Genomic DNA, 13,520 nt, shown 5'->3' on the forward strand with positions numbered 1-13,520 from the left:
GGCGGAACTGGGGTTCACGCGTGTGCTCTTCCGATCCCGTCGGCGACCTGGCCCAGCGCCTTGGCCAGGGCTTCGGTCGCGCGCGAGGACAGGCGACGCCCGCGCCATGCGGCGGCCTGGGCCGACAGGGCCTGCGCCGCATCCGGTTCGGACAGGTCGATCAGCGGCCGGAAGCCGTTGGTCGTCGGCAGGGCGGGCGCAGCGAGGCCCAGCAACACGGACGCTGCGAGTTCAGCGGCGAATCGCTCGGCCTCGGCGGCTGTGGCCAGGGCGCCGTTTTCGCGCCCATCAGATGCGAGTCGCGCGGCCCAGCCCTGGATGGCGTCGTCGAGGGCATGGGAGGATGACGGCGCCTGGCTTTCAGCCCAGTCCAGCCAGGCTTCGACGCGGACGTCGGTCCACCCGGCGGGCGCCGAGACCGGCGTCAGGGCGCGGCCGCGCTCGATCTCGCGGGGCTCGAAAGCGAGCGTCGCGGCGAGAGGAGCAAAGCGAGCCTTGAAGCGCATTCCACGTCTCCACGCATGTCGTCTGAGCCAGCTTACCGACAGACCTGACGGGCGTTCAATGTATGTTGTGGTTTGCGCGGGGGTTGCCCACAAGATGTTGAGGCGTTTCCCTTGCGCTCCATGCTGGACGTAGGGCGTCGCGGTTTCTATGATCGNNACCTGGTGGAATGGCGCCACGATCGGCACCCTGTTCACCGTCGGCAAACGCGGCCAACTGGTCGGCACGGACGAGTTCGGCAACCGCTATTACGAATCCCGCGACGCCGTCAGCTATGACGGCCGCAAGCGCCGCTGGGTCATCTATGACGGCTACGCCGAGGCGACCAAGGTGCCGCCGGAATGGCAGGGCTGGCTGCGCTACACCTATGACGAAACCCCGGCCGAGCGCCCGCTGCCGCGCCAGGCGTGGGAAAAGGATCACCTGCCGAACCTGACGGGCACGCCGATGGCGCGCCGTCCGCAAGGCTCGCTGGCCGCCCTGGGCCAACGCCCGGCCGCCACCGGCGACTATCAGGCCTGGAGCCCGGAATGACCCTTCGCCATGTCCTGCTGGCCGGGGTGGTCGTCGCGGGACTGGCGATCTCGGGCGTCGGCGTGGCCAGCGCCCTGATGGACCTGCCGCAGGACGCGACGCCGGCCCCGGCCGACCCGATCGGCGACCTGCTGCGCGACACCGGCCGCACGCCGCTGCAACCGACCCAGCCGCAGACTCCGCCCGCCAACGGCGGCCAGGCTCCGGCGACGAACCCGACGCCGCCGCCCGCCCCCGTGCAACCGGGCGTCCCGACCGTCGCTGTCCAGGGTCAGGAAGTCGCCGTTCAGGAAGAAGTGCCGGAAGATCTGACCGCCGAAGAGGAAGAGGCTGCGCCCGCGCCCGCCGCTCCGACCACGCCGCCGGGCGTGCGCCAGCGCCGCCGCGTCGCCGTCATCCAGGCGGTCGACAAGACGACGGCCGAGACCATGCGGTTCGAGGTCGAGGTGGGCGGTCGCCCTGTGCGCTTCGGCAAGACCCTGATTTTCAAGGCCCGCGCCTGCGAGGTTTCCGCTTCGGATGAAATGACCGAGGACGCGATCGCCTATATGGAAGTCGGCGTTCAGCCGCGCGGCCTGGCGGCGCCGACCGAGGCCCGTCAGGTCTTCAAGGGCTGGATGTTCGCCTCGTCGCCCAGCGTCAGCGGGCTGCAACACCCGGTCTACGACGCCTGGGTGGTCGGCTGTAAGGCGTAAGCCACGGCTTCGGCGCCGCTCATCGGCGCCATGAGGGCGGCGTCGTCCGGCGTCGCCTGCAAGGCCCAGGGCAGCATCCGCAGATAGGCTTCCTGCGGCGTCTCCACGGCGCCGAACTGGCTGAGGTGCTCGGTCAGGAATTGCGCGTCCAGCAGGCGCCAGCCGCCCTTTCTCAGTCGTCCGACCAGATGGACCAGGGCGACCTTGGAGGCGTCCGTGGCCCGGCTGAACATGCTCTCGCCGAAGAAGGCGCCGCCCAGCGTCACGCCGTAAAGGCCGCCGACCAGCGTCTCGTCGCGCCAGCACTCGATGCTGTGGGCGAAGCCGCGCTGATGCAGTTCGACGTAGAGGCGGCGGATCGGAGCGTTGATCCAGGTGTCTTCGCGCCCCGGCGCGGGCGCGGCGCAGGCGTCCAGCACGGCGGCGAATGCCGTGTTCACCCGCACTTGAAATGGCTCGCCCCGCACGGTCCGGCGCAGGCGTGCCGGAATGTGGAAGCGATCCAGCGGTATGACGCCCCGCTGGTCCGGCTCGACCAGGAAGACGCGCGGATCATCGTGCGCCTCGGCCATGGGGAAGACCCCCCGCGCGTAGCAGGCGAGCAGCGCTTCCGGTCCGAAGACGTCGGAAGGGCCGCTCGCGCTGAAGCCCGGCTCGTCCAAAGGGCGCTTAGGCCTTGGCCTTGCGCGCCGCCGCCCACTTCTCCAGCCAGTGGATGTCGTAGTCGCCCGACAGGATGTCCGGCTCCTGCAACAGCTTCTGGAACAGGGGGATGGTGGTGTCGACGCCGCTGATGACCGTCTCGCCCAGCGAACGCTTCAGACGGGCCAGCGCCTCTTCGCGGTCGCGGCCGTGGACGATCAGCTTGCCGATCAGGCTGTCGTAATAGGGCGGGATCGAATAGCCGGCGTAGATGGCGCTATCCAGACGCACGCCCAGACCGCCCGGCGCGTGGAACTCGGTGATCGTGCCCGGCGACGGGGTGAAGGTCTCCGAGTTCTCGGCGTTGATCCGCACCTCGATGGCGTGGCCCTTGAACTCGATGTCATCCTGCGTGAACGACAGCGGCAGACCCGCGGCGATGCGGATCTGTTCGCGCACCAGATCGACGCCCGTGATCATCTCCGTGACCGGGTGTTCGACCTGCAGGCGGGTGTTCATCTCGATGAAGAAGAACTCGCCGTCTTCCCACAGGAACTCGATGGTCCCGGCGCCCAGGTAGCCGATGGCGGCGATGGCCTTGTTGACCGTCTCGCCGATCTTGGCGCGACCTTCGGCCGACAGGGCGGGCGAGGGGGCCTCTTCCAGCACCTTCTGGTGGCGGCGTTGCAGCGAGCAGTCGCGTTCGCCCAGGTGGACGACGTTGCCGTGGCTGTCGGCGATGACCTGGATCTCGATGTGGCGCGGCTTCTGGAGGTAGCGCTCCATGTAGACGGCGCCGTTGCCGAAGGCGGCCAGGGCCTCGGTCTGGGCCGTCTGCACGGCCTCGACCAGGTCGTCGGCCGTCATCGCCACCTTCATGCCGCGCCCGCCGCCGCCAGCGGCCGCCTTGACGATCAGGGGGAAGCCGATGGTCTTGGACGCTTCGATGGCCTGTTCGACCGTCTCGACTTCGCCGTCAGAGCCGGGGACGACGGGAATGCCCGCGTCCTTGACCGTCTGCTTGGCGGTGATCTTGTCGCCCATGACCCGGATATGTTCGGGCTTGGGACCGATGAAGGCCAGGCCGTGGGCCTCGACGATCTCGGCGAAGCGGGCGTTTTCCGACAGGAAGCCGTAGCCGGGGTGGATGGCCTGGGCGCCGGTGATTTCCGCCGCCGCGATGATCGAAGGGATGTTCAGATAGGACTTGGCCGCTGGCGCGGGGCCGATGCAGACGCTCTCGTCGGCCAGGCGCACCCACATGGCGCCGCGGTCGGCTTCCGAGTGCACGGCGACGGTGGAGATGCCCATCTCCTTGCACGCGCGGTGGATGCGAAGCGCGATCTCGCCGCGATTGGCGATCAAAACCTTGGTGAACATGGGGCTCAGGCTTCCAGCACGACCAGGGCTTCGCCGAACTCGACCGGCTGGGCGTCGCCCACCAGGATTTCAGCCACCACGCCGTCGCGCGGCGACTGGATCGGGTTCATGGTCTTCATGGCTTCGACGATGACCAGGGTCTGACCCTTCTTCACCTTGTCGCCGACCTTGATGAAGGGATCGGCGCCCGGCGCGGGCTGCAGATAGGCGGTGCCGACCATCGGCGACTTCACCTCTTCGCCGGCGCGGGCGACGATGGTGGCCGGGTCCGACGGCATGGAGAGCGGCGCGGCGGCGGCCGGTGCGGCGTGGGCGACCGGGGCCGGGGCGGCGGCGTACTGGATCGGCGCGGCGGCAACGGTGACTTCGCGCTTGACCTTGATCTTCAGGTCGCCGCGCTCGACTTCGATCTCGGTCAGATCGGTGTCGTTCAGGATGTCGGCCAGGCTGCGGACCAGGTCGGCGTCGATGTTCTTGTTCTTGTCGTCGGACATGGGGGTCTCTTCTACTTGATCTTCAGACGGCGCGCGGCGGTCAGCCCTCGGCCCCGGCGCGGCGCGCCAGATCCAGAGCGGCCCGGACGGCCAATTCATAGCTGCGGGGGCCGAAGCCGGCGATCACGCCGGTCGCGGCCAGGGACACATAGGAGTGATGCCGAAACGCCTCGCGCGCGGCGGGGTTCGACAGGTGGCACTCGACCACGGGGATGCTCAGCGTCTTCAGCGCGTCCAGCAGGGCCACCGAGGTGTGGGTGAAGGCGGCCGGATTGATGACCAGGGCGTCGGCCTCAAGGCGGGCCTCCTGGATCCAGTCGACCAGCTGGCCTTCATGGTTTGACTGACGGAAGACGACGCGGGCGCCCTCGGCCGCCGCCTCGCACATGGCCTGAACGTCGGCCAGCGTCTCACGGCCATAGATATCCGGCTCCCGAACCCCCAGCAGGTTCAGGTTCGGCCCGTTCAGGACATACAGGGTGAGAGTTTCGGGCATTCGCTCGCAAAACAGGCGCGCCGCCGCGCGGAATCGAGCGCGCGTTGTAGCCCAGGTGGCGCGCGGCGCAAAGCGGGCGGGGAAAAAGGGTGACGTAGGGGGAGGGTGGGGGCAGGCGCAGCGCCGGTTGGTGGGCGCTGGTTGGGGGCAGCGGCGGGAAATAACCCGCGCGGGGCTGGTGTAGGAACCCGTGATGAGAGGTTGACGGCGAGATTAATTACAACACATTGCGCAATATATTTCATTGTGAGGTCTGGAAGTGGTTTCTCGAGCTTTCCTCTCGCTTCTGAGCGTCGCTGTCCTGGCTCCGCTTTCGGTTGAAGCGCAGACCCTGGATCATAAGGCGCAGCGCGAAGTCGTGGCTCGCCTCGAGACGGCGTTGCAGCAGAACTATGTTTTCCCCGACCGGATTCCGGCCATATCCGCAGAGCTGGACAGGCGGATTCAATCGGAGCCGATGGAAGCCGATCGCTTCGCCGCGAGCCTTGCTCAAGGTCTAGTCAAGGCGAGCGAGGATCTGCACTTTTCGGTGGCCTTCGATCCCGACGAGGTCGCGGCTGACCGTCGGGCTAAGGTGAGTGGCGAGACGACGACTCAGGCCCAACGTGACAGCGAGCGTGCGTCGAATTTCGGGTTTCGTGAGGCGCGGCGGCTGGACGGTGATCTGGCCTATGTGAGGTTCGATTTCTTCGCCGACCCGCAATACGCTCAGGAGACGGCGTCGGCGGCCATGCGTTTCGCCGACGGGGCCAAAGGGCTGATCTTCGACCTGCGCTACAACAACGGCGGCGTCCTGGAGATGGCGCAGTTCCTGATGAGCTACCTCTATCCGGCGGGCAAGGACCAGGAATTCTTCGACTACAACTACAATGACAAGGGGGCGCAGGTGGAGCGGAGCCAGTGGAGTCTGCCCGCCGTGCCCGGCTGGCGGTCGGGGGATATTCCCGCGGTGGTCCTGACCGGTTCGACATCCTTCTCTGCGGCCGAATGGATGGCGTTTTCGCTGCAACGTCTGGGCCGGGCGACTGTCATCGGCGAACAGACTTCTGGGGGCGCGCATCCGGTCACCCGTGTGCCGATTGATGATCGCTTCATGCTGCAGGTGCCATTCGGCCTGATCCGGGATCCGATCGACGGTAAGGATTTCGAGGGCGTCGGCGTGACCCCTGACCTGGCGGTTCCGGCTCCGGAGGCTCTGTTGGCGGCGCAGAAGTTCCTGCTGCAGAGCTGGGCTGATGCCGGCGACGCAGAGGCCAAATGGGCCTTGGTTCCGATTGAGTCTGCGCTAACCGGCCAAGCTGCGAGCGCGGCGGAGCTGGATGCCGCAGTCGGAGCCTATGAGGGGCGAACCCTGGCGCGCACCGCCAACGGTCTGGTCTATCATTGGCGGGATCGCTTCGTTTTGGCTCTTGAGCCGATCGGGAAAGATCTGTTTGCGGTCCAGGGGACGGATGACTACCGCTTCCGTCTGGTGCACGAGAATGGCCGTGTGAGCGGTTTGGAGCGAGTGTGGAAGTCCGGCGAGCGGGAAACCTATCGTCGCCTGGACTGAGGAAGCGTTGGACGAATGATCGAGTTGGATCGCACCTTTCTGGGCCGGCTAAGCGAGCAGCTCAGCGAACTGATCGAGCAGCAGTCGGCCGAGGTGTTCAAGCGCGCGGGCATTGTCATCCCGGTGAAGTCCTCGTCCTTGCTGGGCGCCATTGCGACGCTTGGCCCGGTCTCTGTCGCCGATCTGGTGCGGGCGCTGGACCGTTCGCACCAGTTGATTCAGCAGAAGATACCCAAGCTTCTGGCCCTGGATCTGGTCAGCCGCCGTCCCGATCCGAACGACCTGCGCATCAACCTGATCGAGATCACCGACAGGGCGCGCGAACAATTGGCCTTGCTGGACGGGCTGACGCCCGAGTTTGAACGCGCCTATGCCGAAATGGAGGAGGAGGCCGGCCCGGTGTTCGACGCAGTAGCTCGCGCGATCCGCTCCCTTAAGGCCCGCTCCTTGAACGATCGCATAGTCGTCTGAAAGGCGTTCTGCGCTGATTGATGCTCGTCGTGCGCAAACGCGCTATAGCTCCGGCGTCAGCGGCGGGCTCGAAAGAAGGGCGCGCTTGCGATCGGTGCTTATGCTGTTCGGAAAGATGTGATGCGTATCGAAGTCAACGGCGAGGCGCGGGACACCGCCGCCACGACCATTCTGGGACTGGTTCAGGAACTGTCGCTGGATCCCAAGAAGGTGGCGGTCGAGCGCAATCTGGAGATCGTGCCGCGCTCGCTGCACGGCGAGACGGCGCTGGCCGAGGGCGACAAGATCGAACTGGTGCAGTTCGTGGGCGGGGGCTGACGCCGCCCCATGCTCCGCTCATCCCGGCGGACGCCGGGATCTAGTGAGAACCTCACGCGCAACCTTTGAAGGGCGAACCTGTCGCCAAAGTACTGGATCCCGGCGTCCGCCGGGATGAGCGGGAGGGGGATAGCACATCAAATCCCGCAACGCCGCTTCCCCCCGGCGGCGGGCGGCGCTAGGTCAGGAGCATGACTGACACCGCTCCCCGCACCGACAGCTGGACCGTCGCCGGCCGCACCTTCAACTCGCGCCTGATCGTGGGCACCGGCAAGTATCGCGACTACGCCCAGAACGCGGCGGCGGCCGAGGCTTCGGGCGCCGAAATGGTCACCGTGGCCGTGCGCCGGGTGAACCTGACCGATCCGAACCAGCCGGTGCTTACGGATTTCATCGATCCGAAGAAATATACCTATCTGCCCAATACGGCGGGTTGCTTCACCGGCGAAGACGCCGTGCGGACCCTGCGTCTGGCGCGCGAGGCGGGCGGCTGGACCCTGGTGAAGCTTGAAGTTCTGGCTGATCCCAAGACCCTGTTCCCTGATATGGAAGAGACGCTGCGGTCGCTGAAGCTGCTGACCGCCGAAGGGTTCGAGGTCATGGTCTATTGCACCGACGACCCCGTCTATGCGCGCAAGCTGGAGGACGCGGGCGCCGTGGCCATCATGCCGCTGGGCGCGCCGATCGGCTCCGGGCTGGGGGTGCAGAACCCGATCAACATCCGCCTGATCGTCGAGCAGTCCAAGGTGCCGGTGCTGGTCGACGCGGGCGTGGGCACGGCTTCCGACGCCGCCATCGCCATGGAACTGGGCTGCGACGGCGTGCTGATGAACACCGCCATCGCCGAGGCGCGCGATCCTCTGCTGATGGCCAGCGCCATGAAGCACGCGGTCATCGCCGGGCGTGAATCCTACCTCGCGGGACGGATGAAGAAGCGGTTCTACGCCGATCCGTCCTCGCCGTTGGCGGGGCTGATTTGAGAAGGTTCAGGGGCTGACCAGAAGGTCAGCCCTTTTTCTTAGCCGCTTCGATCAGGGCGCTGACCTCGCGCGGGTCGATGCCAGGGCTGGCGACGCCATTGATGAAGAAGGTCGGCGTGCCCTGCAGGCCGAGCGCAGCGGCGGCGGCATGAATGTCGGTGACGTGGAGCGTCATCTCGGGGGCCGAGATGGCGGCGTTGGCCTTGGCCATGTCGACGCCGTTGTCGGCCAGGATGCGGTCGATCGAGGCGCGGTCTAGCGCGCGTTCCGCCATTAGGGCGTCATAGACGGCCAGGTATTTGCCCTGCTGGTGCGCGGCCAGGGCGGCGCGGGCGGCGTACTGTGAGGACACGTCCTCGCCCCGGTCCAGAATCGGCCAGTCCTTGAAGACGAATCGCACGTCCGGGTGAGCCGCCATCAGGGCGCGGTAATCGTGGGCCACGGCCTTGCAGCCGGGGCAGCGGAAGTCGAAGAATTCGATCACCGTCACCTTGGCGTTGGCCGGGCCGAAGGCCGGATCACGCGCATCGACGGCCAGCAGGGCTGGGTTGGCGGCGGCGGCGGCGTTGATGGTCTGGACGCGCGATTGGGATTCCATCGTCTCGCGCGCGGCCAGGACTTCGTCCAGCACCTGAGGGTTGCTGATCAGATAGTCGCGCACCTTGCCGCCGAAACCGCCGCTCAGATAGGGCGCGGCCGACAGGACCAGGGCGACCGCCGACATGGCCACGGCGGCCCCGCCCAGCACGGTTCCCGACAAGGCGAACCGGCTCTTGGTCGTGGCGGGCGGCGTCACGGCGGGCTGGTCGGTCGTCTGGCCAGATCGGGGAGCGTCGTCGGTCATCAAGGTCTCGTCAGGCGTAGAGGGAAGGCGGGTTCGGCGTCAGGCGCCGGGCGGAATGACGCCGGAGCGGCTGCGCTGTTCATTGCGGCGCTCGGCGTCGGTGATGTCTTTTTCGGTCGCGCCCGAGGCCAGGACGATGTCGGTGGCGCGACGCCATTCGATCGAGCTGCGGTCCAGCATGTCGCGGGCGCGCATGGCGAACTGGGCGGCCTGATCCGGGCGACGCAGGGCGAACCAGTATTCGGCCGAGGCCAGGCGGGCCTCGCCCTCCTTGTTCTGGCTGGCGTAGGCCTGGGACAGCAGACGCCAGCCCATGGTGTTGTCCGGCTCCAGCGCCAGGGCGCGCTTCAACTGGTTCTCGGCTTCAGTCAGTTTGGAGGCGTCGCTGGTCTCGATCAGGGCGTGGGCCAGGTTGATGCGCAGCAGGGGGGCGTCCGGCTTCAGCTCGACAGATTTCTCATGCGCGCCCAGGGCCTCGGCCGGGCGGCCTTCCTCGAACAGGATCTGGCCCTTCAGCTCCCAGAAGTAGGGGTTCTCGGGCTGTTCGGCCAACAGGACGTCGACCGCGTCCAGCGCCTTTTGCGTCTGGCCGTCGCGATACCAGGCGATGGCGCGGGCGTAGCGGGCGGGCAGGGTGACGTCGCTGGACGGATAGTCGCGCAAGGTGGCGTTGGGCGCGTCCATGAAGGCGCGGATCTTGGCCACGACGAGCGTGTGCTGCGCCATGCGCTCGTCGCTGTCGCGCTTGTCATAGTGGGAGGCCGCCTCGACCGCTGGACGCAGGGCCTCGATCCGCTGCGACGACAGAGGGTGGCTGCGGAAATAGGGATAGCGGCGCTGATCCGAGAAGATCTCCTGGGCGCGGAAATTCTCGAAGAACTCGACCATGCCGCGCCCGGATTCCCCGGCGCGTTCCAGGGCGCGGGCGCCGGTGATGTCGGCTTCGCCTTCCTGGCTTTGCATGTAGCGCAGGGCGCCCAGGGTGCCGAAATACTGGCTGGAGGCCAGAAGCGCCGCGCCCGCGTCCGGCGCGCCGGCGATCGCGGCCAGGGCGCCCAGCGCCATGGTCATGATCATCGGCTGCATCCCGGCGTTCTGGGCGCCGTCGCGCAGGGTGTGGCGGTTCTTGATGTGCCCGGCCTCGTGGGCGATCACGCCCAGAAGCTGATTGGGGTTCTTGGTCCGCAGGATCAGGCCGGTGTTCAACCCCATGATCCGCCCGCGCGTGGCGAAGGCGTTCAGGTCGTTGTCGTTGACCAGCAGGATCTCGACCTCGTTCGGGTCCAGGCCCATGGCGTCGAGTACGGGCTCGGACCACTCATGGATGATGCCCTCGATCTCGGTGTCCCGGATCAGGCTCTGGGCCTGGGCCGCGGCGGATGAAGCCAGCACCGCGAGGGCGCCGACGCCGGCGGCCAGATAGCGCCGAAAGCGGGTTGCGGCGGGGGGCGTCCTGGTCATGACGATCTCCAGAGCGATAGTCTCCCCCGCAGCTTCCAGCTTAATCGTGTCCGATCAACGGCGCCACCAGCCCCGCTTGGGCTTGGCGGGCGCTTCGCCGATCTGGTTCGGATCGTCGGCGATGATGGCCGCGATGTCGACCTCGGCCGTCGGCGCCGGAACCGGCTCGGCCAGGACGACGGCCTCCTCGGCTACAACCTCTTCGACCAGGGCCTCTTCGATCGCCTGTTCGATACGGGCGGCCACGGCGGGCGTGACATCCAGTTCGACAGGGACCGGAGCGGCTTCGACTTCGGTCTCTGCCGCGGCGACGACCGGGGCGGCGACCTGTTCCACGGCGGCCGTGTTCGTTTCCTCGGCGGCGGCGCTCGTCACCTTGCGGCGAACGCGGCGACGCTTCGGCGCCTCGACCGCCTCCGGGGCCGGAGCGCTCTCGACCGACGGAGCGGCTTCGGTCGCTTCACCCTCGATCAGAACGGCGATGGGCGTATCGGGCGAGCCGACGGGCGGCAGGCCTTCATTGGCGGCGCGATCCTCGACCTTGGTTTCGTGGGTCAGTTCGCCCTGGCCGCGACCCCGGCCGCGACCGCGACGACGGCGCGAACGGCCGTTGCGGCCCTCTTCCGATGCGGCGACCTGGTCGAGGCTGTCGGTATGCTCAGCCTCTTCCTGGACGCGCTCGGGCTTGCGCTCGGGGCGGGCGGCTTCGGGGTTGATCGGGTCGAACCAGACGTAGGGGTCTTGCAGCGACGGGGTGCGGCCGCGCACCCAGGCGTAGACGTCGCGTTCGCCTTCTTCGCGCATCCGGCGACCGCCGCGGCGGCCCCGGCGGCGACGTCCGCCCCGGCCGTCGTCGTCTTCGTCGGACGAGGCGGCTTCGGCTTCTTCATCACGACGTCCGCCGCGACGGCGACGGCGGCGGCCGCCGCTGCGGCTGTCGTCGTCCTGCTCCTGACGCGCACGGGCCTCATCGTCGTCCTCGTCCTCGCGGTCGAGATCGGCGTCGTCCTCGTCGTGGTCGATGTCGTCCTCGTCGTCGGCGTCTTCTTCCTCGTCCTCATAGGCGCTGTCGTCGAAGCCGTCGTCGAGGTCAGCCAGGTCGATGTGGCTTTCCGGCGCGATGAAGTCTTCGTTGGTTTCGGTGCGCTCGATCGAGTGCTCGCCCTGGGCCAGGCTGTCGTCGATCTGGATGACGACGTTCACGCCGCGCTGTTCCAGCAGGGACTGCAGATAGTCGCGCTTGTGGTTCAGGATGTAGAGGGCCACGACCGTCGAGACGCGCAGGTTCACCGAGCCCGCGCCGTTCTTGCCGGCCTCGATGTCGACGGCGCGCAGGGTGGTCAGGGCCGCCGATTCGGCCGAGCGGACGCGCCCGGCGCCCTGGCAGCATTCGCAGACCTCGGTCGCGCCTTCGATCACGCCCAGGCGGCGGCGCTGACGGCTGATCTCCATCAGGCCGAAGCCCGAGATGCGGCCCATCTGGATGCGGGCACGGTCCTTGGCCAGGGCGTCCTTGAGAACCTTCTCAACCGCGCGGTTGTTCTTGCCCTCGTCCATGTCGATGAAGTCGATGACGATCAGACCGGCCAGGTCGCGCAGGCGCAACTGGCGGGCGGCCTCGACAGCGGCTTCCAAGTTGGTCTTGGTGGCCGTGGCCTCGACGTTGCGTTCCTTGGTGGCGCGTCCCGAGTTCACGTCGATGGCGACCAGGGCTTCGGTCTGGTTGATGACCAGATAGCCGCCCGACTTCAGCGGCACGACGGGCTGGTGAATCTGGGTCAGCACCTCTTCGATGCCGTTCGCCGCGAACAGCGGGCGCGAGCCCTGATAGAGGTGGATCTTCTTGGCCTGGGACGGCATCAGCACGCGCATGAAGTCGCGGGCCTGCTTGAAGCCTTCGACGCCCTCGACCTGAATGCCGTCGAAGTCCTTGTCGTACATGTCGCGCACGGCGCGACGGACCAGGTTCTCTTCCTCGTGGATCATCGCCGGCGCATTGGAGCGCAGGGTCAGTTCGCGGATCGTCTCCCACAGGCGCAGCAGATATTCATAGTCGCGCTTGATCTCGGCCCGCGTGCGCTTGGCGCCCGCCGTGCGGATGATCAGGCCCATGCCCTGCGGCACCTTCAGCGCGGCGGCGGCGGATTTCAGCCGGCGACGGTCCGAGGTGTTGGTGATCTTGCGCGAGATGCCGCCGCCCTTGCCGGTGTTCGGCATCAGCACGCAGTAGCGGCCAGCCAGCGACAGCCAGGTGGTCAGGGCCGCGCCCTTGGCGCCGCGCTCGTCCTTGACGACCTGCACCAGCAGGATCTGGCGGCGCTTGATGACGTCCTGGATCTTGTAGCGGCGCATCAGGCGACGCTTCAGGCGTTCCTCGTCGGCCAGCTTGCCGTCGGAATCGGCGTCGTCGGATTCACGGCCCAGATCGTCTTCGTCCGCGTCGTCGTGCGCTTCGGCCATGATGGCTTCGCGGTCGGCGACGGGGATCTGATAGTAATCCGGGTGGATTTCGTTGAAGGCCAGGAAGCCGTGGCGGTTGCCGCCGTACTCGACGAAGGCCGCCTGCAGGCTGGGCTCTACGCGAGTGACCTTGGCGAGATAGATGTTCCCGCGAAGCTGACGGCGGGCGCGGGATTCGAAATCGAATTCCTCAACCTGGCGGCCGTCCACGATCGCGACGCGCGTTTCTTCCGCGTGCGCCGCGTCTATCAACATGGTTTTTGACATTGAAGGTCTCTCTCAGGCGCGCCAGGCCGTGCGCCGCGAACGCAGTCGCGGGAATAGGGGCGGCTCGCCGAATGGAAATGGGGGCCAGGGCGCGCGTCATCCCCTCGCTAAAAGCGAGAGCGGCATGGTCTTGCCGTTCGGGAGCGCAGGCGGGTCGGCCCATAAGGTTGTCGGTCCTGGGCCCGGACGCGCCGATCAAGGCTGCATCCCGAACCCGTATCTTCGGATCGACGGCCAGGCCGCGCGATCCTCGGAATTGGTGAAAAGTTCAGCGCCGCGAGGAGGGCGCGCCTGATCCCGACACAGTGACGGGCGGCGCGATCGTTCGCATGCGGAACCGATAATAGGCAGATGTTGCGGAAAATAAAAGAACCGCGCGCCGGTAAGAGGTCTTAACGAAATCCTTAAACCCTGGGCCCATC

At 67.2% G+C, this 13,520-nt stretch carries 14 protein-coding genes; 6 read left to right on the forward strand and 8 right to left on the reverse strand.

Going from position 1 to position 13,520, the window contains the following annotated elements; translation table 11 throughout:
* Positions 1-14: 14 nt before the first annotated feature.
* Positions 15-506: a hypothetical protein gene (locus B2Y21_RS10590; protein ID WP_292059610.1), complete on the reverse strand. Its 492-nt coding sequence runs from the start codon at positions 504-506 to the stop codon at positions 15-17.
* Between the two features lie 148 nt (positions 507-654).
* On the opposite strand from B2Y21_RS10590, the gene B2Y21_RS10595 reads away from it, so the two are divergent.
* Both B2Y21_RS10595 and B2Y21_RS10600 read left to right on the forward strand, forming a co-directional pair.
* On the forward strand, positions 655-1,038 hold the full coding sequence (locus tag B2Y21_RS10595) for an NADH:ubiquinone oxidoreductase subunit NDUFA12 (protein ID WP_292059612.1): 384 nt from the start codon (positions 655-657) through the stop codon (positions 1,036-1,038).
* Positions 1,035-1,733, forward strand: coding sequence for a DUF2155 domain-containing protein (locus B2Y21_RS10600; RefSeq protein WP_292059614.1), 699 nt, complete (start codon positions 1,035-1,037; stop codon positions 1,731-1,733). The genes B2Y21_RS10595 and B2Y21_RS10600 overlap by 4 nt, the downstream gene beginning before the upstream one ends.
* Here the strand turns inward: B2Y21_RS10600 and aat are convergent.
* Genes aat through aroQ form a run of 4 tightly spaced genes read right to left on the reverse strand, consistent with a single transcriptional unit; the run spans position 1,700 to position 4,745 of the window.
* Entirely contained in the window at positions 1,700-2,395 is a 696-nt protein-coding gene (aat, locus tag B2Y21_RS10605) for a leucyl/phenylalanyl-tRNA--protein transferase (RefSeq protein ID WP_292059617.1), read from the reverse strand. The two genes, B2Y21_RS10600 and aat, sit on opposite strands and share 34 nt — an antisense overlap.
* Positions 2,396-2,402: 7 nt before the next feature.
* Positions 2,403-3,755 (reverse strand): acetyl-CoA carboxylase biotin carboxylase subunit, encoded by a 1,353-nt coding sequence (gene accC / locus B2Y21_RS10610; protein ID WP_125899796.1) that lies wholly within the window; start codon positions 3,753-3,755, stop codon positions 2,403-2,405.
* 5 nt (positions 3,756-3,760) lie between these two features.
* Complete coding sequence (gene accB, locus B2Y21_RS10615) at positions 3,761-4,249, reverse strand: acetyl-CoA carboxylase biotin carboxyl carrier protein (protein ID WP_003165401.1); 489 nt, start codon at positions 4,247-4,249, stop codon at positions 3,761-3,763.
* Positions 4,250-4,289: 40 nt separating this feature from the next.
* Positions 4,290-4,745 (reverse strand): type II 3-dehydroquinate dehydratase, encoded by a 456-nt coding sequence (aroQ, locus tag B2Y21_RS10620; protein ID WP_269297809.1) that lies wholly within the window; start codon positions 4,743-4,745, stop codon positions 4,290-4,292.
* Positions 4,746-5,004: 259 nt separating this feature from the next.
* Here aroQ and B2Y21_RS10625 point away from each other — a divergent pair, with 259 nt between their 5' ends.
* The 4 genes from B2Y21_RS10625 (at position 5,005) to B2Y21_RS10640 (ending at position 8,066) form a co-directional block, all read left to right on the forward strand.
* Positions 5,005-6,297 (forward strand): S41 family peptidase, encoded by a 1,293-nt coding sequence (locus B2Y21_RS10625; protein ID WP_292059622.1) that lies wholly within the window; start codon positions 5,005-5,007, stop codon positions 6,295-6,297.
* Between the two features lie 15 nt (positions 6,298-6,312).
* On the forward strand, positions 6,313-6,768 hold the full coding sequence (locus B2Y21_RS10630; RefSeq protein WP_292059624.1) for a MarR family transcriptional regulator: 456 nt from the start codon (positions 6,313-6,315) through the stop codon (positions 6,766-6,768).
* Between the two features lie 120 nt (positions 6,769-6,888).
* The gene (gene thiS, locus B2Y21_RS10635; protein WP_003165397.1) at positions 6,889-7,086 is read left to right on the forward strand and encodes a sulfur carrier protein ThiS; all 198 of its coding nucleotides are present in this window, start codon (positions 6,889-6,891) and stop codon (positions 7,084-7,086) included.
* A gap of 191 nt (positions 7,087-7,277) precedes the next feature.
* Positions 7,278-8,066, forward strand: coding sequence for a thiazole synthase (locus B2Y21_RS10640; protein ID WP_003168099.1), 789 nt, complete (start codon positions 7,278-7,280; stop codon positions 8,064-8,066).
* 25 nt (positions 8,067-8,091) lie between these two features.
* Here B2Y21_RS10640 and B2Y21_RS10645 read toward each other — a convergent pair whose 3' ends face one another.
* From B2Y21_RS10645 to B2Y21_RS10655, 3 genes are read right to left on the reverse strand one after another with little or no spacing between them, the layout of a single operon-like run.
* Positions 8,092-8,910: a DsbA family protein gene (locus B2Y21_RS10645; protein ID WP_292059626.1), complete on the reverse strand. Its 819-nt coding sequence runs from the start codon at positions 8,908-8,910 to the stop codon at positions 8,092-8,094.
* A 39-nt stretch (positions 8,911-8,949) separates the two neighbouring features.
* Positions 8,950-10,371, reverse strand: coding sequence for a M48 family metalloprotease (locus tag B2Y21_RS10650; RefSeq protein WP_292059628.1), 1,422 nt, complete (start codon positions 10,369-10,371; stop codon positions 8,950-8,952).
* Positions 10,372-10,425: 54 nt separating this feature from the next.
* Positions 10,426-13,098 carry an Rne/Rng family ribonuclease gene (locus B2Y21_RS10655; RefSeq protein WP_292059630.1) on the reverse strand — a complete coding sequence of 891 codons (2,673 nt, stop codon included), beginning with the start codon at positions 13,096-13,098 and terminating at the stop codon, positions 10,426-10,428.
* Between the last annotated feature and the right edge of the window lie 422 nt (positions 13,099-13,520).

Origin of the sequence: Brevundimonas sp. UBA5936, assembly GCA_002430835.1 — a bacterium.
Lineage (GTDB): Bacteria > Pseudomonadota > Alphaproteobacteria > Caulobacterales > Caulobacteraceae > Brevundimonas.

Excerpts from the sequence above, each read along its gene's own strand:
- B2Y21_RS10590 (WP_292059610.1), bottom strand. The coding sequence starts at position 506 with ATGCGCTTCAAGGCTCGCTTTGCTCCTCTCGCCGCGACGCTCGCTTTC.
- B2Y21_RS10600 (WP_292059614.1), top strand. The coding sequence starts at position 1,035 with ATGACCCTTCGCCATGTCCTGCTGGCCGGGGTGGTCGTCGCGGGACTG.
- accC (WP_125899796.1), bottom strand. The coding sequence starts at position 3,755 with ATGTTCACCAAGGTTTTGATCGCCAATCGCGGCGAGATCGCGCTTCGC.
- accB (WP_003165401.1), bottom strand. The coding sequence starts at position 4,249 with ATGTCCGACGACAAGAACAAGAACATCGACGCCGACCTGGTCCGCAGC.
- aroQ (WP_269297809.1), bottom strand. The coding sequence starts at position 4,745 with ATGCCCGAAACTCTCACCCTGTATGTCCTGAACGGGCCGAACCTGAAC.
- B2Y21_RS10630 (WP_292059624.1), top strand. The coding sequence starts at position 6,313 with ATGATCGAGTTGGATCGCACCTTTCTGGGCCGGCTAAGCGAGCAGCTC.
- thiS (WP_003165397.1), top strand. The coding sequence starts at position 6,889 with ATGCGTATCGAAGTCAACGGCGAGGCGCGGGACACCGCCGCCACGACC.
- B2Y21_RS10640 (WP_003168099.1), top strand. The coding sequence starts at position 7,278 with ATGACTGACACCGCTCCCCGCACCGACAGCTGGACCGTCGCCGGCCGC.
- B2Y21_RS10645 (WP_292059626.1), bottom strand. The coding sequence starts at position 8,910 with ATGACCGACGACGCTCCCCGATCTGGCCAGACGACCGACCAGCCCGCC.
- B2Y21_RS10650 (WP_292059628.1), bottom strand. The coding sequence starts at position 10,371 with ATGACCAGGACGCCCCCCGCCGCAACCCGCTTTCGGCGCTATCTGGCC.
- B2Y21_RS10655 (WP_292059630.1), bottom strand. The coding sequence starts at position 13,098 with ATGTCAAAAACCATGTTGATAGACGCGGCGCACGCGGAAGAAACGCGC.